This is a genomic window from Goodfellowiella coeruleoviolacea (assembly GCF_024171785.1).
In the GTDB taxonomy this organism is placed as follows: domain Bacteria; phylum Actinomycetota; class Actinomycetes; order Mycobacteriales; family Pseudonocardiaceae; genus Goodfellowiella; species Goodfellowiella coeruleoviolacea.
On record NZ_JAMTCK010000002.1, the window covers coordinates 213,147 to 231,582 of the forward strand.

Annotated in this window: 15 protein-coding genes; 9 read left to right on the forward strand and 6 right to left on the reverse strand. The window is 72.4% G+C overall.

The genetic code is table 11. From position 1 onward, the window contains the following. Window positions 1–16 precede the first annotated feature (16 nt). The 4 genes from LX83_RS04395 to LX83_RS04410 all read left to right on the forward strand — a co-directional run bounded on the left by LX83_RS04395 (window position 17) and on the right by LX83_RS04410 (window position 4,871). Window positions 17–1,546 carry a hypothetical protein gene (locus LX83_RS04395; RefSeq protein ID WP_253767300.1) on the forward strand — a complete coding sequence of 510 codons (1,530 nt, stop codon included), beginning with the start codon at window positions 17–19 and terminating at the stop codon, window positions 1,544–1,546. A gap of 170 nt (window positions 1,547–1,716) precedes the next feature. Then, window positions 1,717–2,586 carry a p-hydroxycinnamoyl CoA hydratase/lyase gene (locus LX83_RS04400; RefSeq protein WP_253767905.1) on the forward strand — a complete coding sequence of 290 codons (870 nt, stop codon included), beginning with the start codon at window positions 1,717–1,719 and terminating at the stop codon, window positions 2,584–2,586. A 67-nt stretch (window positions 2,587–2,653) separates the two neighbouring features. Continuing rightward, window positions 2,654–4,198 (forward strand): acyl-CoA synthetase, encoded by a 1,545-nt coding sequence (locus LX83_RS04405; RefSeq protein ID WP_253767302.1) that lies wholly within the window; start codon window positions 2,654–2,656, stop codon window positions 4,196–4,198. 58 nt (window positions 4,199–4,256) lie between these two features. After that, the gene (locus LX83_RS04410; protein ID WP_253767304.1) at window positions 4,257–4,871 is read left to right on the forward strand and encodes a GNAT family N-acetyltransferase; all 615 of its coding nucleotides are present in this window, start codon (window positions 4,257–4,259) and stop codon (window positions 4,869–4,871) included. 11 nt (window positions 4,872–4,882) lie between these two features. On the opposite strand, the gene LX83_RS04415 is transcribed toward LX83_RS04410, so the two are convergent. The 4 genes from LX83_RS04415 to ribD form a co-directional block, all read right to left on the reverse strand. After that, on the reverse strand, window positions 4,883–5,755 hold the full coding sequence (locus LX83_RS04415) for an amidohydrolase family protein (RefSeq protein WP_407649477.1): 873 nt from the start codon (window positions 5,753–5,755) through the stop codon (window positions 4,883–4,885). Window positions 5,756–5,797: 42 nt separating this feature from the next. Next, on the reverse strand, window positions 5,798–7,255 hold the full coding sequence (locus LX83_RS04420; protein WP_253767306.1) for an aldehyde dehydrogenase family protein: 1,458 nt from the start codon (window positions 7,253–7,255) through the stop codon (window positions 5,798–5,800). Window positions 7,256–7,374: 119 nt separating this feature from the next. Then, window positions 7,375–7,860 carry a MarR family winged helix-turn-helix transcriptional regulator gene (locus tag LX83_RS04425; protein ID WP_253767308.1) on the reverse strand — a complete coding sequence of 162 codons (486 nt, stop codon included), beginning with the start codon at window positions 7,858–7,860 and terminating at the stop codon, window positions 7,375–7,377. Between the two features lie 108 nt (window positions 7,861–7,968). Continuing rightward, the gene (gene ribD / locus LX83_RS04430) at window positions 7,969–9,006 is read right to left on the reverse strand and encodes a bifunctional diaminohydroxyphosphoribosylaminopyrimidine deaminase/5-amino-6-(5-phosphoribosylamino)uracil reductase RibD (protein WP_253767310.1); all 1,038 of its coding nucleotides are present in this window, start codon (window positions 9,004–9,006) and stop codon (window positions 7,969–7,971) included. A 250-nt stretch (window positions 9,007–9,256) separates the two neighbouring features. Here ribD and LX83_RS04435 point away from each other — a divergent pair, with 250 nt between their 5' ends. Next, on the forward strand, window positions 9,257–11,377 hold the full coding sequence (locus LX83_RS04435) for an NB-ARC domain-containing protein (RefSeq protein ID WP_253767312.1): 2,121 nt from the start codon (window positions 9,257–9,259) through the stop codon (window positions 11,375–11,377). On the opposite strand, the gene LX83_RS04440 is transcribed toward LX83_RS04435, so the two are convergent. Together LX83_RS04440 and LX83_RS04445 are read right to left on the reverse strand one after the other, a co-directional pair. Continuing rightward, a complete protein-coding gene (locus LX83_RS04440; RefSeq protein ID WP_253767314.1) occupies window positions 11,374–13,059 on the reverse strand; it encodes a hypothetical protein in 1,686 nt (561 codons plus the stop codon). The genes LX83_RS04435 and LX83_RS04440 overlap by 4 nt on opposite strands. A 532-nt stretch (window positions 13,060–13,591) precedes the next feature. Next, the gene (locus tag LX83_RS04445) at window positions 13,592–13,867 is read right to left on the reverse strand and encodes a hypothetical protein (protein ID WP_253767316.1); all 276 of its coding nucleotides are present in this window, start codon (window positions 13,865–13,867) and stop codon (window positions 13,592–13,594) included. Between LX83_RS04445 and LX83_RS04450 the strand changes: the two genes are divergently transcribed. From LX83_RS04450 to LX83_RS04465, 4 genes are all read left to right on the forward strand, one after another. Further along, on the forward strand, window positions 13,860–14,162 hold the full coding sequence (locus LX83_RS04450; RefSeq protein ID WP_253767317.1) for a hypothetical protein: 303 nt from the start codon (window positions 13,860–13,862) through the stop codon (window positions 14,160–14,162). The genes LX83_RS04445 and LX83_RS04450 overlap by 8 nt on opposite strands. A gap of 42 nt (window positions 14,163–14,204) precedes the next feature. Next, window positions 14,205–14,960, forward strand: a complete 756-nt coding sequence (locus LX83_RS04455) for a 3-hydroxybutyrate dehydrogenase (protein ID WP_253767319.1) — start codon at window positions 14,205–14,207, stop codon at window positions 14,958–14,960. A gap of 105 nt (window positions 14,961–15,065) precedes the next feature. Further along, on the forward strand, window positions 15,066–16,427 hold the full coding sequence (locus LX83_RS04460; RefSeq protein ID WP_253767322.1) for an MFS transporter: 1,362 nt from the start codon (window positions 15,066–15,068) through the stop codon (window positions 16,425–16,427). Window positions 16,428–16,470: 43 nt separating this feature from the next. Next, window positions 16,471–18,357: a helix-turn-helix domain-containing protein gene (locus LX83_RS04465; RefSeq protein ID WP_407649479.1), complete on the forward strand. Its 1,887-nt coding sequence runs from the start codon at window positions 16,471–16,473 to the stop codon at window positions 18,355–18,357. Window positions 18,358–18,436: the final 79 nt, after the last annotated feature.

The window sequence follows — 18,436 nt, forward strand, 5'->3', positions numbered from 1 at the left end:
GAACAGGGAGAAGACCATGGCGCGCAAGAGTGGCGGTTCGTCGTCGGGCGGTTTTAGTTCCCACTCCCAGGAGTCGGGTGGCGGGACACCGCGCCCGCACACCTCCGGTGATCCGGGGCCGAGTGGTTCCGGCCGGCCCAACACCGCGGGCCTGCCCCAGGGCACGGCCGGGCTGAGCATGAACACCGACGCGGTGATCAGCATGGAGAACAAGTTGACCGAGCTGGGCGACCGGGTGCGCACCGCCTCGGACAACATGCGGATCTCCCTGTCCCCCAACGCGTTCGGCCTGCTCGGCGGTGCGATGGCCCGGAGCACCACGGACACCATCAGCAGGGGAGCCGATTCCACCCGGTCCGCCGGGGACGGGCTGTCCCAGGCCAGCCAGGGGCTGGGCGCGTCGCGCAAGCGGACCAGGGACACCGACGAGGACAACGCCAACTCGTTCAACCGGATCGTCGGCGGGGTGCAGGACTTGAGCCTCAACGGTGGCGGCGCCAAGCGGCCCCGGCGCACCGACGCGGGCAGCGGGCCGAAGATCGAGGTCAACGGTCTGGAAGTGGGCAACAACTACAACTTCCGCCGGGACTTCGCGCACGAGCTGAAGGCCAACGGCTTTGACGACAACTGGGGCAAGAGCAAGAACGAACTGGTCGACCAGTTCTTCGAGAAGCACAAGGGGGAGAGCTTCGACAGCTACGACGACCTGATCGGACAGATGTACCAGGACGGCGTGCTCGACCCCAAGGACAGCGGCAAGCACATGGGGCCCACCACCCTGGGCGACCGGCCGGGGTTCACCAAGGACACCCTGGACGAGATCACGATCGACAGCGGCGAGCACCGCAGGCACACCATCTCGTCGAGCAGCCTGGGCAAGGCCATCGAGCAGGCCGGCAAGGAGTCGGACCTGGCCACGCTCAACGACTGGCTCAAGCGGCACGGCCAGCCCGAGGTGATGGACACCGGCCGGCCGGAACTGGACAAGCGCGACGCCATGCGGTCGATCTGGGAGTACGCGCACAACCACACCGGCAACCTGTGGGCCGGGGACGGCCAGCAGAACACCTCGCTGGGTTTCATCCGGGGCCCGCTGCTCAGCTCGATCGAGAGCGTGAACAAGATGGCCGACCGGCCGTTCGGCGAGCACGACCAGCCGCTGCCCCTGGACAAGGTGTTGGACACGCTGCCGAAGCAGAAGTTCGAGAACTACAACCAGTCCAACCAGCAGAGTGTGCAGACCTGGAACGGGGTCAAGGACACCCTGGTCGAGCGGCTCACCGACGCGAGCACGGTGGGGCCGGACGGCAGGAGGGTGATCGACCCGGCCGAGGCGGTGTCGCTCATCCGCGACTCGATCAACCACGCCGACGTCGACTTCCCGCAGAACCAGAACCCGCAGAACCACATTCCCGCCGCGGACAACCAGCGGTACTACGACGGGGTCCGCCAGGTGTACGGGCAGATGCCCTTCGCCAACTCCACCTTCTTCGACGAGGGCGGTCCACTGGACAACTTCCTGGACCTCCAGGTGCCCAAGGGCTGACCGCCGGACCGCGGGGCAGCGGGCCGCTGTGCCCGGCCTGAGCGCGCCCGACCGGACCACTGTGGCCGGTCGGGCAGGCGCTGGTCGTCGGTGCTCCCACCCTGTTGACGCGCTGGGCCGAGCACTGTTAGACATAATCAGGAACCCTGATAGTTGGAGGTCTGATGGACATGGCGGTGGGAGCGGAGCCAGCCGACCGCGCGCGCGAGCCGTGGGGCAACACCGTGCTCGTGGAGTTCGACGAGGGCATCGCCTGGGTGACGCTGAACCGCCCGGACAAGCGCAACGCCATGAACCCGACGCTCAACGAGGAGATGGTCCGGGTGCTCGACGCGCTGGAGGGTGACGAGCGCTGCCGCGTGCTCGTGCTCACCGGCGCCGGCGAGTCGTTCTCCGCCGGTATGGACCTCAAGGAGTACTTCCGCGAGGTGGACGAGGCCAGGGCGACCAACCCGGCGGTGCAGATCCGGGTGCGCCGGGCCAGCGCGGAGTGGCAGTGGAAGCGCCTGGCCCACTGGAGCAAGCCGACCATCGCCATGGTCAACGGCTGGTGCTTCGGCGGCGCGTTCACCCCGCTGGTCGCCTGCGACCTGGCCATCGCCGCCGAGCACGCCCAGTTCGGGTTGTCCGAGGTGAACTGGGGCATCCCGCCGGGCGGGGTGGTCAGCCGGGCCCTGGCCGCGACCGTGAGCCAGCGCGACGCGCTGTACTTCATCATGACCGGGGAGACCTTCGACGGCCGTCGCGCCGCCGAGATGCGGTTGGTCAACGAGGCGGTGCCCGCCGACCGGCTGCGGGAGCGCACCCGGGAACTGGCGCTGAAGCTGGCGTCGATGAACCCGGTGGTGCTGCGCGCCGCCAAGGTGGGCTACAAGATCGCCGCGGAGATGCCGTGGGAGCAGGCCGAGGACTACCTCTACGCCAAGCTGGAGCAGTCCCAGTTCCTCGACGCCGAGGCGGGCCGGCAGAAGGGCCTGGCGCAGTTCCTGGACGCCAAGAGCTACCGGCCCGGGCTGGGCGCCTACGACCCGACGGCCTAGGCACCACCGCGGGGTACGGCCGGCCGTGCCCTCCGTCCGCCTCTCACTGCATCTCAGGAGCGCGAGGATGCGTAACCAGGGACTCGGATCGTGGACACTGCGTCGGGCCAGGATGACCCCCTCCCGGGTGGCCCTGGTGCACGGCCAGACCCGGCTGACCTACCGGGAACTGCACGAGCGGGTGCTGCGGCTGGCCCAGGCACTGCGCGGGCTGGGGGTGCGGCACGGGGACCGGGTCGCCTACCTGGGGCCCAACCACCCGAGCTACCTGGAGACGCTGTTCGCGGCGGGCGCGCTCGGCGCGGTGTTCGTGCCGCTGAACTTCCGCCTCACCAGCGCTGAGATCGACTACGCGCTCGGGGATTCCGGGGCGAGCGTGTTGGTGTACGCGCCGGACCAGGCCGGGGTGGTCGCCGGGGTGGACCGGGCGCGCACCCGGCACCGGATCGCCCTGGCCGACCCGCCCGCCGACGACCACGACTACGCGGACCTGCTCGCGCGGGCCGCGCCGGAACCCGTTGACGAGCGGGTGGAACTCGGCGACACCTGTCTGATCATGTACACCTCGGGCAGCACCGGCCGTCCCAAGGGCGCGGTGCTCACCCACGGCAACCTGACCTGGAACTGCGTCAACGTGCTCGTGGAGTCCGACCTCGCCCACGACGAGGTGAGCCTGGTGGTGGCCCCGCTGTTCCACGCCGCCGCACTGGGCATGATCTGCCTGCCCACCCTGCTCAAGGGTGGCACCGTGCTGCTGCGGAGTTCCTTCGACCCCGGCGCGGTGCTGGCCGCGATCGAGCGGCACCGGGTGACCCTGATGTTCGGTGTGCCCACCATGTACAACGCCATGGCCGCGCACCCGGACTGGCCGCGCACCGACCTGTCCAGCGTTCGCGCGCTGCTCTGCGGCGGCGCCCCGGTCCCGGTGGAGACGATCCGGCGCTACACCGAGCGGGGCCTGGCCTTCGTCCAGGGCTACGGGATGACCGAGGCCGCACCGGGCGCGCTGATCCTGGACCGGGAGCACACCGCGAGCAAGATCGGCTCCGCCGGGGTGCCCTCGTTCTTCACCGACGTGCGCGTGGTGCGGCCGGACGGCTCGGAGGTGGGGCCGGGGGAGAAGGGCGAGGTGGTGGTCAGCGGCCCCAACGTGATGCGCGGCTACTGGGGACGTGCCGAGGAGACGGCGGGCGCGCTGCGGGACGGCTGGTTCCACTCGGGTGATGTGGCCACAGTGGACGAGGACGGTTATGCGTACATTGTGGACCGCGTCAAGGACGTGATCATCTCGGGCGGGGAGAACATCTACCCCGCCGAGGTGGAGAACGCGCTCTACGAGCACGACGCGGTCGAACTGTGCGCGGTGATCGGCGTGCCCGACCAGCACTGGGGTGAGGTGGGCAGGGCGGTCGTGGTCACCCGGCCGGATGCCTCGGTCGACGAGGCCGAACTGCTCGGCTTCCTGCGCCAGCGGCTGGCCGGCTACAAGGTGCCCAAGTCGGTGCGGTTCGCCGACGCCCTACCGGTCACCGGGTCGGGCAAGCTGCGCAAGACCGAAATCCGCCGGCGCTTCGGCCAGCAGCCTCCACCGGACCGGCCTGAGCCGGAGTAAATCCGTGGACACGGCGGCCGGATCGGGTCAGGATGGCGGCCCGATCGGAGCGGGTGCCGTGGAGAGGGACAGCGTGCGGATCTTCCTGGAAACCGACCGACTGGTGCTGCGCCGGTTCACCGAGGACGACCTGGACAACCTGGTCGAGCTGGACAGCGATCCCGAGGTGATGCGCTACCTCAGCGGTGGCCGGCCCACCCCGCGCGAGGTGGTGCGGGACGAGATCCTGCCGCTGTACTTCCGCTACTACGCGCGGTTCGCGGGGTTCGGGTTCTGGGCCGCCGCGGACCGGTCCACCGGGACGTTCCTCGGCTGGTTCGAGCTGCGGCCGCCCGAGGACGGTGGTGTTGACGAGGTCGAACTCGGTTACCGGCTGCGTCGGGCGGCGTGGGGCCGGGGCTACGCCACCGAGGGCGCCAGGGCGCTGGTCCACAAGGCGTTCGCCGAACTCGGCGTGCGGCGGGTGTTCGCCACCACCATGGCGGTCAACGCCGCGTCCCGACGGGTGATGGAGAAGGCCGGTCTGCGGTTCGTGCGCAACTACCGCGAAGACTGGCCGGAACCCATCCCCGGCGCCGAACACGGCGAGGTCGAGTACGCGTTGACCAGGGCCGACTGGCAGAGCCGGCTGGCCGGCACCACCGGGAACGGCGGCACCGGCCAGCGCGGCTGACCGGGCGGTGCTCAGCCGGCCAGGCCGAGCACGCGCACGGCGTTGTCCTTGAGCACCTTGGGGCGGACCTCGGGTTTGATCTCCAGCGCGGCGAAGTCGCGCAGCCACCGCTCCGGGGTGATCAGCGGGAAGTCCGAACCGAACAACACCTTGTCCTGCAACAGGCTGTTGGTGTAGCGCACCAGTTGGGGCGGGAAGTACTTCGGCGACCAGCCGGACAGGTCGATGTGGACGTTGGGTTTGTGGGTGGCCACCGCCAGCGCCTGGTCCTGCCAGGGAAACGACGGGTGCGCCATGATGATGGTCAGGTCGGGGAAGTCAACGGCCACGTCGTCGAGCAGCATGGGGTCGGAGTAGCGCAACCGGATCCCGCCCCCGCCGCGCATGCCCGCGCCGATCCCGGTCTGTCCGGTGTGGAAGACCGCGGGCAGGCCCAGTTCCTGGGCGACCTCCAGCAGCGGGTAGGCGGTGCGGTCGTTGGGCGCGAACCCCTGCATGCTGGGGTGGAACTTCAGCCCGCGGACGTTGAAGTCGCTGACCAGCCGGCGCAGCCGACGGGCGCCGGCGTGGCCCTTGGCCGGGTCGATGCTGGCGAACGGGATGAGCACGTCGTCGTGCTCGGCCGCGGCCTCGGCGATCTCCTCGTTGCTGATCGGCCGGTGCCCCAGGTGGGCCTCGGCGTCCACGGTGAACAGCACGGCGCCGATCCGGGCGGCGCGGTAGTGCTCGGCGATCCGGGTGATGTCGGGTGTGCGGTCGCCGGCCCGGAAGTACTGGGCCGACGCCGCCAGGTGCTCGTCGGGCATCGAGTGGTGGCCGTGGCTGTCCACCTCGACGTGCACGTGCACGTCGATGGCCACCAGGTCGTCCGGTCTGATCGTCACTCCTCCTCGTTCTCCACCGCCGGTCACCGGGACCGCCGAGCCCTAGAACGGGTACTTCGGCACGCTCGCCCGCACGGTGACCCACTGCGTCTCGGTGAACGACTCGATGTTGGCCCGCTGGCCGCCCACCCGGGACGAGCCCGAGGCGCGGACCCCGCCGAACGGCGCGTTCGGGTCGTCGTGGACCGTGTGGTCGTTGATGTGGGCCAGTCCGGTGGGCACCCTGTCCACAATAGACATGGCGGTGGCCAGGTCGTTGCCCAACACCCCCAGGCTCAACCCGTACTCGCTGTCCGCGGCCAGCGCGACCGCCTCGTCGATGTCGGCGAACCGGCGGACACAGGCGACCGGGCCGAACACCTCCTCCCGGTAGGCCGGGGTGTCGTCGGTGCAGTCGGCGAGCACCGTGGGGCGGAAGAACAGCCCCTCGTGGGTGCCGCCGGCGACCAGTCGGGCGCCCGAGGCGGTGCTGCGCCGCACCAGGTCGCGAACGTGCTCCAGTTGCCTGGCGTCGATGAGCGGGCCGAGCGCGACGTCGTCGCGCCGCCCGTCGCCGACCACGAGCGCGTCGGCCTTCTTGGCCAGGTGTTCGACGTAGTCGTCGTAGATCGACTCGTGCACCAGGTGTCGGCCAACGGCCATGCAGATCTGTCCGGAGTGGAGGAAGTTGCCGAACGCGCCGCAGGACGCGGCGGTTTCCACGTCCACGTCGTCCAGCACGACCAGCGCGCTGTTGCCGCCGAGTTCGAGGTGGGTGCGGGTCAGGGTGTTCGCGGCCTGGGCGGCGATGGCGCGCCCGGCCGAGGTGGAACCGGTGAACGACACCACCCGCACCGCCGGGTGGTCGATCATGGCGCTGCCCACCGGCACACCGCCGGGCAGCATCTGCAGCACGCCCTCGGGCAGGCCGGCCTCCGCGAAGATCCGGGCGAGGACCACGCCGCCGCACACGGCGGTGCGCGGGTCCGGCTTGAGCAGCACGGCGTTGCCCAGGGCCAGTGCCGGGGCCACCGACCGGATGGACAGGATCAGCGGGAAGTTGAACGGGGAGATCACCGCCACCACGCCGACCGGCACCCGGCGCTCCACGCTCAGCCGGGGCTGCGGCGTGCGCAGCAACTCGCCGTGGGGTGCGGCGGTCAGGGCGGCCGCCTCGGTGCACTCACCGATCGCGCCCTGGATCTCGATGCCGGCCTTGGCCCTGGTCGAGCCGGACTCGCGGACGAGCCACTCGACGATCTCGTCGCGGTGCTCGTCGAACAGGGCGGCGGCGCGCTGCAACACCGCCATCCGCTCCAGGTAGGGCCTGGCCGCCCAGTCGCGCTGCGCGGCGGCGGCCCGCTCGCCGGCCTCGGCCACGTCAGCGACGCTGGCCATGCCCACGGTGGCCAGGGTGTCGCCGGTCGCCGGCTCGATCGCCGCCCGGGTTTCCCCGCCGGCCGGGGTCCAGGTCCCGGTGAAGATCCGGCCGGCCCAGTCCACGCCGTCCAACAGTGCCATGGCTGTTCCCTCCGTTGCGACACCACCACGGGCAAAAAGATCAGGGTTCCTGATAGAACACCGTAGGCCGTGGCTGGCCGGCCCACAAGGGTGCGTCGGTGCGGAGGCGGCGTGGGTGGCTACTCGATCGGCAGGGCGTCGTGGGCCAGACCGGCCAGCGACCGGTAGCCGTGGTCGAGCATGCGGCGGAACTCCGCCCGCCGCCGCGGTCCCATCCCGCCCAGCAGGTGCGATTCGAGTTCGGCCACCACCGGCTGGCAGCGCGCCAGCAGTTCCTCGCCCTGCTGGGTGAGCCTGGCCAGCAGCACCCGCCGGTTGCCGGCGTCCCGGTGCCGCTCGATCAGGCCGCGTTCCTCCAGGGCCAGCACCATCTCGTGCATGCTCTGCGGCCGGACGAAGGAGCGCCTGGCCAGTTGGGCCGAGGACAGCGGGCTGCGCCGGTGCAGCACGGACAGGGCCGTGTACTGCGGGGTGGTCAGGCCCAGTTCCCGCAGCCGCTCGTCCAGCAGGGCGCGGATCACCAGTTCGAGGCGCTTGACCAGGTACAGCGTGAGCGGAGCCGGATCCTCCTCGGTGTCAGCCGGCTGGTGCGGCTCGGCGGTCACACCCTCACCGTCCCCTCGTGGTCACTGGTCCGGCCGTCGGCACCCGAATCGGGGCACCCAGCCGAGCGAAAACCTGAGGATCAGGCTACCTGATAATGGATGGAGGGCTCAGCGCGGTGTGGGCACGGCGGAGACCCGGATGTCGCCGCCGCTGAGCGTGACGTCCTCGACCTCGCAGCGCAGTGCCTCGGCAATGGTGGACACGCCCGCGTCGGCCAGCGCGGCCGGGCCGGCGCCGAGCAGGGTGGGCGCCAGGTAGGCGAGCACCCGGTGCACGCCACCCGCGGCCAGGAACGCCCCGGCCAGCCGGGGGCCGCCTTCCAGCAGCACGTCCACCGCATCCCGCGCGGCCAACTCGGCCAGCACCGCACGCGGGTCCCGGGTGCGCAGCCACAGCGTGGGCGCGGCGTCGTCGAACACCTTCCGGTCGCCCGGGATCGCCCCGGTGCCGACCACGACCCGCAACGGCTGCCGGTCGAGTGGCGTCCCGTCCGGCTCGCGCGCGGTGAGCTGGGGGTCGTCCACCAGCACGGTGTTGCGGCCGACCACGATCGCGTCCACCCGGCGCCGCAGCTGGTGCACCTCGGCGCGGGACGCGGCGCTGCTGATCCACCGGCTGGTGCCGTCGGCCGCGGCCACCCTGCCGTCAAGGCTCGCGGCGAACTTCCACGTCACGTGCGGGGTGCCGGTGCGCGCCCAGTGCAGCCACGCCCGCAGCGGGCCCCGGCGCACCGCCTCGGCGCGCACCCCGGCCAGCACCTCGACGCCCGCGGCCCGCAGCCGCTCGGCCCCACCGGCCGCCTGCTCGTTCGGGTCGGACACCGCGTACACCACGCGGGCCACGCCGGCCGCGAGCAGCGCACCCGTGCACGGTGGGGTGCGCCCCTGGTGCGCACACGGCTCCAGGGTGACCACGGCCGTCCCGCCCCGCGCCCGGTCACCGGCCGCACCCAGCGCCACGACCTCGGCGTGCGGCCCGCCCGGTGGCTGGGTGGCCCCCACCCCGACCTGCTCACCGGCGGCGTCCAGCACGACGCAGCCGACCGGGGGGTTGGGGCTGGTCGTGCCGTGCACCGCGACGCTGGCCGCGATCGCCGTGTCCATCGCGGCTGCCAGCAGCGGGTCCTCGGCCGTGCCCCTCACCATGCCTCCTCGGTGTCGCGTCGCCGGCCACCAGTGTCCCAGCAGGCCACGGCCACCGAGCGGGTCCCTCCCCGCCGCTGCCGGTGCACGCGCGCACCGCGGTGGCGGCCTGGACACGGCGTGCTCCGGGAACACGCCGCCCGGCCGACCCGGAACAGCACCTGCGGCTCGTCAAGATCGCGTACCGTGGGCTGCTGATCGGCCCGGGACGGGCGAGTGCTCGACTGGCGCGGCTGTGTGGCAGGGGGCGGACGTGGTCCACAACGACATGAGCGGACACGTGGTCGGCTCGGCGGTCCAGATCGGCAGCGCCGGCAGCGTCGCACTGCACCTGCCGCCCGTGCCGGCACCCCGCACGGCTGTGCCCACCCAGGTGCCGGCGGCCCCGCCGCAGTTCGTCAACCGCGAGCCCGAACTGTCCGAGACCGAGGCGCTGCTGGCGGCCGGAGCGGGACAACCCGCCCAGGTGGTGGTGTTCAGCGGCCCACCGGGCATCGGCAAGACCGCGACCGCGCTCCGCCTGGTGCACCAGAGCGGCGCGGCCCGGACCTACACCGGTGGTGTGCTCTACGTGGACTTCACCACCTTCCGCGGGCCACGGGGGACGGCCGTGGCCGACGCGGTCGCCCGGTGCCTGCGCGCGCTCGGCGTGGCCGACGAGGTCATGCCGGCGCGCTTCGCCGAGCGGGTGAACCTGTACCGCACCCTCACCGCGGACCAGCCGGTGCTGGTGGTGCTGGACCAGGTCACCGAGCCGGCCCAGGTGCCGCCCCTGATCCCGACCGCACCCGGCAGCGCCGTGCTGGTCACCAGCAACGAACGGCTCGGTGAGCTGGTGGTGGACGGCGCCGAGCCGTTCTGGCTCACCCCGCTCGACAACGTCCACAGTGCCCAGCTGCTCGCGCGGACCTGTGGCGCGGCACGGGTCGCCGCCGAACCCGCCGCGGTGGCCGCGCTCGTCGAACTGTGCGAGGGGCTGCCGCTCGCGCTGCGGATCGCCGCGGCCAGGCTGCGCCTGCACCCGGGGCTGAGCATCGCGGCGTTGGTGTCCGAACTCGCCGACGAGAGCCGGGGCCTGAGCGGGTTCACCGTCGGCGGGGAGCAGAGGTTGGCCGTGGAACTGAGCGTTGTCTACCGCGGTCTGCCCGATCCGGTGGCCCGGCTGTACCGGCGGCTCGCCCTGCTGCCGGGCCCGGATTTCACGCCGGCCGAGGCGGCCGCGCTCGGCGACGCCGAGCCCGACGCGGTCCGCGTCCACCTGGACCGGCTGGCCGAGGCCAACCTGGTCGTCGAAGGCCCGGGAAGCCGCTACCGGTTCCACGGCCTGGTCCGGCGGCACGCGCTGCGGTGTGCCCACGAGGACGAGCCCGAAGCCGAGCGCACGGCAGCGGTGCACCGGGTGGTCCGCCACTACCTGGTCATGGCCGCCGCAGCCGACCTGGTGATCATGGGGCCCGGCCGGCTGCGCTGCACCGACGTCGCCGAACTGCTCGCCGATAGCCAGCCCTTCGCCGGTGACAACGCCAGGAACCAGGCGCTGGACTGGCTGGACGCGGAACGCGCCACCCTGCTCGCCGCCACCCGGACCGCCGCCGAGCACGGCTGGCACCGGGAGACCTGGCAGCTCGCGGAAACGGCCACCGCGCTGTACGTCAACCGGCGGTACCTGACCGACTGGGTCGAGTCGACCGAACTGGGTGTGCTCGCCGCGCGGTCCGTTGGTGACGCCCGGGTGGAGGCGCGGCTGCGCAGCTTCGTGTCGCGGGCGCTCACCGACCTCGGCGAGCTGGACCGGGCCAGGGCCGAACTGGAGGCGGCGCTGCCACTGGCCGAGCGCTCCGCCGACCCGCGGCTGATCGCCTCGGTGTGGGAGCTGTTCGGCCGGTTGTTCGACCACACCGAGCGCGATCGGGCGGCCGAGGCGTACCAGCGTTCCCTGGATCTCTTCGAACAGGCCGAGGACCGGCGCGGTGTCGCCTTCGTGACCTACTTCCTGGGCTGCGCGCAGGACGCGGCCGGTCGGCACGCCGAGGCACTGGTCACGCTGCGCCGCTCCGTCGACCTGATCCGCCAGGTCGACCAGGGCCGGATGACCGGGCGGGCACTGGCCGCCACCGGAACGGCACTGGCGCACCTGGGCCGGCACGCCGAGGCCGCGGCCGCGCTGCGCGAGGCGATCGAGATCCTGGCCCGCGGCGGGTACTTCCACTACGAGGCACAGGCGCAGGAGGCGCTGGCCGAGGTCGCGCGCCTGGTCGGTGACCACGTGGCCGAACGGCGCTGCCTGACGCGGGCCCTGGAGGTGCACCAGGCCCACCGCGGGCCCCGGGCGGCACAGCTGCGCGCCCGACTCGACGCGCTGGCCGACAGCTAACCGCGCACGTCCAGGGTGACCGGTGCGGTGACCGCGCCGGCGCACACCGTGAACCCTCCACTGTGGAGCCGGCCGGCGCGCAGTGCCGCGTACACGGCCGAGGCCAGCAGCATGGGGTCGGGCGGTGGTCCCGTCACGCGCACCCGCACCAGCCGCCCGTCGCGCAGCCGTGCCAGACAGCCCTCGGCGGTGGCGCCGGCCGCGACCCGGGCACCCGGGTGGTTCTCCAGCGCGTTCGCGGTCCAGCCGGCCGCCTCGGCCGCGGTGCCGACGTCCCGCCGCACCAGCACCGACGCGTTCTGCGGGAGCGTCAGATCCGCCTCGGCCTCGTCCACCGCCAGGTGCCGCACCGCGTTGGCCGGTAACGGTTGTCGGTGCGTGTCCGGGTCGCCCAGCCGCTGGACCGCGGCGGGGTAGCGCCACAGCCGCAGCGTGCTGGCGTCGACGAACTCGCTGTGCACGGAAAACGCGGTCACCTCTCGGAGATCCGGCACTGGATCGTCCACTCTGGACAGCACAGGGGGGCTGGGCGGTGGGGCCAGCCCCAGTTCGCGGTACAGCAGGTCGCGCAACAGCCGCGTCGACTCGCCGACGCGGGCGAACACCCGGTTGGTGATCGCCGCGAACCGGTCGGCGCGGTGCGTGGCGAGCGCGTGCTCCACCTGGTCGCGCAGGCCGAGCCGGCGGTCCAGCCGGTCGGCGGACGCGCCCAGCTGCGCCACGGGTGTTCCGGGCACCACCTCGTCGCCGAACGCGGCGAGCAGCAGTGGTGTGCCCAGCGCGGCGGCGTACAGCGCCAGCGAGCCGTGGTCGGCGATCACCAGGTCGGCGGCCAGCAACGCCGCCTGCCAGCCCCTGGTCGGCGGCAACAGCAGCAAGCCGGCGGCCAGCGCGTCCTCGTGCCAGATCCGCACCTGCAGCGGGGTGTGCCTGGCCCAGATGTTCGGGTGCAGGACCGCGGCGACCTGGTACTCGTCGGCGGGCAGCTCGGCCAGCAGTTGGTGCGTCAGGGAACCCCAAACCCCGAGCTGCCCCTGCCGGCCCCAGGTCGAGCTGACCAGCACCAGCCGCCGGCCGGCGACACCGAGCAGCCGCCGGTAGCGCTCGCGCAGCGGTCGGCTGGCCAGCAACCGGTCGTAGGTGTGGTCACCGACGACCGCGGTGTTGCCGGCCACCTCGGGACAGGCCGCGCGCAGCTGCGCGTCCTGCTCGGGGTGGGAGAGCACGACCAGGGCCCGCCCGTCCCGCAGCACGTCCACCGGGGGCAGGCCGGCCAACCTGGTCGCGCCGGGGACGTCGGTGGGCACGTGCTTGTTGAAGCCCAGACCGTGCGGCAGCACCACGGTTCGGGTGGAGATCCACTCGAAGTCGATGTTCTCGCTGGCGGACACGGCCAGGTGGTACTCGATCGCCCGGTTCCGCACATCGCGCCACGGCACGATGCGGTGCACGTCGGCACCGTGCAGCACGCGCTCCACCCCGCTGCTGAACTTCGAGGTGTCGTTGATCGTGACGGCCAGGTTCACCCTGAAGTCGTTGGCGAAGAACCGCAGCGCGTCCAGCAGCCGGTTCGTCGAGGTGGTCGTGCGCGCGACCACCAGCACCCTGCGTTGCCCGGGGTTGCTGTCCCAGCGGGGATCGTGCTCGTCGTGGCGCGACCTCCCGTGCCGATCACCAGCCACGGCACCCCCACGCCGTTCCCCAACGGCCGCGCCACGTCGTGGCCGTTGCTGGTGATCTTAGTCGCCACCGGCCCCGGTTTCCGGTTTCCGGTTTCCGGTTTCCGGTTTCCGGTTTCCGGTTTCCGGTTTCCGGTTTCCGGTTTCCGGTTTCCGGTTTCCGGTTTCCGGTTTCAGTGTGGAAATGATATCTGCTGACCGCAGGAGATTGTGTCACGAAGCAATATGGATTTCGTGAATGATGACGTCTTCCCGGGTGCTCCGGGAAACCGCTCAGCGGCAGTGCGCGCGAATCAGCACACCGGTCGCGGCGGGTCCGGCCGAGCGTTGGTCCGTCGCTCCGCACTCCGGCCTCCCTCCGCTGTCGCCGACGCCTGCCCGACCCACCCTACCTGGGGCGATGTTGGACTGTCCGGCTCGCGTCGGGCGGGGAAGCGCTGACCCGGCGCTGCCCGGGCACTCGGCCGCACAACCGGACCGGGCTGCGTCCGGTCGACTACCGAACGTGTGCTCACCATTCCTGTCGAACGGTTCCTCAGTCGGTGTCGGTGGTGGGGTCCTCGCTCGGGAAGAGGATCGGGCTGAGCAGGTAGCGGGTGCGGTCCGGGGTGGCCGGATTGGTCAGCCGGGGGGCGATCGCGGCGCGCAGTTCGCTGATCAGGGCGATGAGTTCGTCCTGGTTGAGCCAGACCCCGTGTTGCCGGTAGCCGACGGCATCGCTGGTCGGGTTGGCGTTGTCCCGGTCGAGGTAGGCGTTGAACTCGGTGACCAGGGAGGCCACCGCGGCGGCACTGGACAGGCCGGTGCTCATCCTGCGGGGCGGTCGCGACTACCAGGTGACCGTCGCCGACGACCTGGCGCGCTGGCGGGCGGGCCTGGCCCACCGGCCCGACGTCACCATCCGCGTCCACGACGCCGACGACCACCTGTTCTTCCGCGGCGAGGGCCCGTCCACGCCCGCGGACTACGACGCACCGCAGCACGTCGACCCGGACGTGCTCGCCGACATCGCCGACTGGCTGGCCCCGGCCGGTGACGGCCCGGTCGGCGGGCCCGGTGACCATGGGGCTGAACACCACAGCGTGGGTGTGGACTGTGTGAGGTGAACACATGGGCATGGCCTGCTGGCGCTTCTAACGTGTGCGGCCATGGCGAGTGGTGTGGGACTTGACGGCAGGGTCGCCCTGGTGACCGGAGCGGGCAGCGGTATCGGCCAGGCCTGCGCCAGGGCGCTGGCCGAGGCCGGGGCCCTGGTGCACGTGGTCGACCGGGACGCGCGGGCCGCGCTGGGCACGGCCGAGGAGATCGGCGGCCGGGCGCACGTGGTCGACCTCGCCGACGTCGACGCCCTGCGGACCCTGCCGGCCGAGGTGGACATCCTGGTCAACAACGCCGGCCTGCAGCACGTCGCGCCGATCCACGAGTTCCCGCCCGAGCGGTTCGCCCTGCTGCAGCAGGTGATGGTCACCGCGCCGTTCCTGCTGATCCGCCACTGCCTGCCGCACATGTACGCCAGGGGGTGGGGCCGGCTGGTGCACATCTCCAGCGTGCACGGCCTGCGCGCCAGCGCCTACAAGGCCGGCTACGTGGCCGCCAAACACGCGCTGGAGGGGCTGAGCAAGGTCGCGGCCCTGGAAGGCGCCGCGCACGGCGTGACGAGCAACTGCGTCAACCCGGGGTACGTGCGCACCGCGCTGGTGCGGGACCAGGTGGCCGCGCAGGCCCGGACGCACGGCATCGAACCGGACGAGGTCGTCGACCGGGTCTTCCTCCAGCACACCGCGATCAAGCGGCTGATCGAGCCGGAGGAGGTGGCCGCCCTGGTGCTGTGGCTGTGCGGCGACCAGGCCGGCTACCTCACCGGTGCCTCGTTGCCCCTGGACGGCGGCTGGACCGCCCAGTGACGCCGCGCGAGGTCCTCGCGCACACCGGATTTCCCGCCCGGTAGTCCTCCCGCCCGACGGTCTCCTCCCGACGGTTTCGCCCAACCCCAACGAAGTGGTGACGCAGTGACTGACACACCCGCCCCGCCGCGCGGTGGGATCGCCCGCATCGTGGCCGCCAGCCTGGTCGGCACGACCATCGAGTGGTATGACTTCTTCCTCTACACCTCGGCCGCCGCCCTGGTGTTCAACAAGCTGTTCTTCCCGACCAGCGACCCGCTGACCGGAACCCTGCTGTCCTTCGCCACCTATGCGATCGGGTTCGTGGCCAGGCCGCTGGGCGGGTTGATCTTCGGTCACTTCGGCGACCGGGTCGGGCGCAAGCGACTGCTCGTGCTGAGCCTGCTGCTGATGGGTGGCGCCACCGCCCTCATGGGGCTGCTGCCCACCTACGCGACGATCGGGGTGGCCGCGCCGCTGCTGCTCACCGCGCTGCGGCTGGTGCAGGGCTTCGCCCTCGGCGGGGAGTGGGGCGGGGCGGTGCTCATCGTGTCCGAGCACGGCGACGCCGCCCGGCGCGGGTTCTGGGCCTCCTGGCCGCAGTGCGGCGCCCCGGGAGGAAACCTGCTGGCCACGGCCGTGCTCGCGCTGCTCGCCGCGGTGCAGTCCGACGAGGCGTTCCTGGCCTGGGGCTGGCGGGTGCCGTTCCTGCTGTCCGGTCTGCTGGTGCTGATCGGCCTGTGGGTCCGGCTGTCGGTCACCGAGTCGCCGGTGTTCCTGGCGGCCGCGCGGCGCGACGAGCTGGCCGGCGCGCCCCGACGCGCCCCCGTGGTTCAGGTGCTGCGCGAGCACTGGCGCGAGGTGCTGATCGCCATGGGCGCGCGGCTGGCCGAGAACGTGTCCTACTACGTGATCACCGCGTTCATCCTGGTCTACGTGACCGGGCCGCTGGCGCTGCCCAAGGCCGTCGGGCTCAACGCGGTGCTGATCGGCTCGGTGGTGCACTTCGTGACCATCCCGCTGTGGGGCGCGCTGTCCGACCGGATCGGCCGCCGCGCGGTGTACCTGCTGGGCACGGTCGGCGTGGGGGTGTGGGGCTTCGCGTTCTTCGCGTTGCTGGACACCCGCTCGGCCGCGCTGATCGTGCTCGCGGCCACGGTGGGTCTGGTGCTGCACGGTGCCATGTACGGCCCGCAGGCGGCGTTCTTCGCCGAGTTGTTCGGCACCCGGGTGCGCTACTCGGGCGCGTCCATCGGCTACCAGCTCGCCTCGATCCTCGCCGGTGGCCTGGCCCCGCTGATCGCCACCGCGCTGCTGCAGCGCTTCGCCAGCACCGTGCCGGTGGCCCTGTACGTGGCGGCGACCTGCGTGGTCACCCTGGTCGCGGTCTGGTGCGCCAGGGAGACCAGGGGCATCGGGCTCGGTGAGTCCGCCGGCGAGGACCCCACCGACGCGCCGGCCGGCCGGCCCAGCCCGGCGCAGGCGTGACGGTCGTGCCGGTGCGGGGCGCCGCCCTGCGAGCATGACCGGCATGACCCAGCCAGCCGACGCCCTGCTGCACCTGCTCGACCTGCTCGCCAGGGGCGCGGCGGGCGAACGGCTGGCCCAGGTGGCGGTGGCGGCCAGGACGGCCGGGCTGAGCGCCGCGCAGCTGGCCCAGGTCGAGCAGGCCACCGAGACGGCTCTGCGGATCCGGCGGACGCTGGACGAGCACCGCCGGCGGGAGACCGAGCTGACGGCGCTGTTCGACATCGCCAGCGACCTGGCCAGGCTGCGCGACCTGGACGCGATCCTGCGCTCCATCGTGCACCGGGCCCGGATGCTGCTGCGCGCCGACGTGGCCTACCTGAGCCTCAACGACGATCCCGAGGGGCTGACCCACATGCGGGTCACCGACGGGTCGGTCTCCGCGTTGTTCCAGGCGCTGCGGCTGGGCATGGGCGAGGGGTTGGGTGGCCTGGTCGCGCAGACCGCCCGGCCCTACGCCACCGCCGACTACTTCGCCGACGGCCGGTTCAACCACACCACCGCCATTGACACGGCGGTGCGCGAGGAACAGCTGGTGGCGATCCTCGGGGTGCCGCTGACCCTGGGCAGTCGGGTGATCGGGGTGCTCTACGCCGCGCACCGGGCGAGCCGGGAGTTCACCCCGGACGAGGTGAGCCTGTTGTCCTCGCTGGCCGACCACGCGGCGATCGCCATCGACAACGCGCACCTGCTCGCCGAGACCCGCACGGCACTGCTGGAACTCAACGCGGCCACCGAGACCATCCGCGGGCACAACGAGGCCCTGCGCCGGGCCGAGGAAGCCCACGACCGGCTCACCGACCTGGTGCTGCGCGGCGGCGACGTGCCCGAGGTCGCCGCCGCGCTGGCCGAGGTGCTCGGTGGCGGCATCGTGGTGTGCGACCCGGAAGGTGGTCAGCTGGCCCGGATCGGGGCGGCACCGCCGTCCGTGCCGGCACAGCCCGTTGCCGCGTCCAGGGCCACCGGCCGGGCCGTGCCCCGCGACGGGATCTGGGTCTGCGCGGTGCTGGCCGGTCCGGAACTGCTGGGCAGCATCGCGCTGTCCGGCCGACCCGACCTGGCCGAGGCCGACCGGCGGCTGTTCGAGCGGGCCAGCGTGGTCACCGCGCTGCTGTTGCTGTTGCGCCGCTCCGTCGCCGAGGCGGAGAACAAGGTGCGCGGTGAGCTGATCGCGGATCTGCTGACCGCCCCCGACCGGGAACCCGCCGGCCTGGTGGCCAGGGGGCGCCGACTGGGCGTTGACCTGACGGCCGACCACGCGGTGCTGGTGGCGCAGGGCGACGGCGTGTCGCGGGACCGGCTCGCCTCGGCCGGGGCCAGGCACTGCCGTGTCCGAAGTGGACTGTCCGGCTGGCACGACGACCTGCTGGTGATGCTGCTTCCCGGTGCGGACGCGGCCGGTCTCGCCGCGGATGCCGCCAGGGAGTTGAGCGCGGCGCTGGGCACGCCGGTGACGGTGGGCGCGGCCGACAGCCACCGCACCGCGGCGGTGGCCGGCCCTGCGGCCCTGGCCGCCGCGCACGCGCAGGCGGCCCGCTGTCTGCGCGCGCTGCTCGCGTTCGACCGCCGGGGCCACGCCGCGACCCCGGCCGAGTTGGGCTTTGTCGGCATGTTGTTGGGGGACCGGGCCGATGTGGCCGGCTACGTCACCGACACCCTCGGGCCGGTGCTCGACTACGACACCAGACGCGGCACCGAGCTGCTGGCCACCCTGCGGGCGTTCTTCGCCTGCGGCGGCAACCTGACCAGGGCGGCTGACGCACTGCACGTGCACGTCAACACGGTGGTGCAGCGGCTGGGCCGGATCGCCGTGCTGCTCGGCGCCGACTGGCAGAGTCCGGAACGCGCGCTGGAGATCCAACTGGCGCTGCGCCTGCACCGGTTGAGCTGACCGGGCCGGCGCGGCCGGCCGCTGCGCGGTGCGGCACGGGCGTTCACCGAAGTTTTGCTTGACTTCACCTTGCCCCGTG

Excerpts from the sequence above, each read along its gene's own strand:
- LX83_RS04395 (WP_253767300.1), top strand. The coding sequence starts at position 17 with ATGGCGCGCAAGAGTGGCGGTTCGTCGTCGGGCGGTTTTAGTTCCCAC.
- LX83_RS04400 (WP_253767905.1), top strand. The coding sequence starts at position 1,717 with ATGGCGGTGGGAGCGGAGCCAGCCGACCGCGCGCGCGAGCCGTGGGGC.
- LX83_RS04405 (WP_253767302.1), top strand. The coding sequence starts at position 2,654 with ATGCGTAACCAGGGACTCGGATCGTGGACACTGCGTCGGGCCAGGATG.
- LX83_RS04420 (WP_253767306.1), bottom strand. The coding sequence starts at position 7,255 with ATGGCACTGTTGGACGGCGTGGACTGGGCCGGCCGGATCTTCACCGGG.
- ribD (WP_253767310.1), bottom strand. The coding sequence starts at position 9,006 with ATGGTGAGGGGCACGGCCGAGGACCCGCTGCTGGCAGCCGCGATGGAC.
- LX83_RS04445 (WP_253767316.1), bottom strand. The coding sequence starts at position 13,867 with ATGAGCACCGGCCTGTCCAGTGCCGCCGCGGTGGCCTCCCTGGTCACC.
- LX83_RS04455 (WP_253767319.1), top strand. The coding sequence starts at position 14,205 with ATGGCGAGTGGTGTGGGACTTGACGGCAGGGTCGCCCTGGTGACCGGA.
- LX83_RS04465 (WP_407649479.1), top strand. The coding sequence starts at position 16,471 with ATGACCCAGCCAGCCGACGCCCTGCTGCACCTGCTCGACCTGCTCGCC.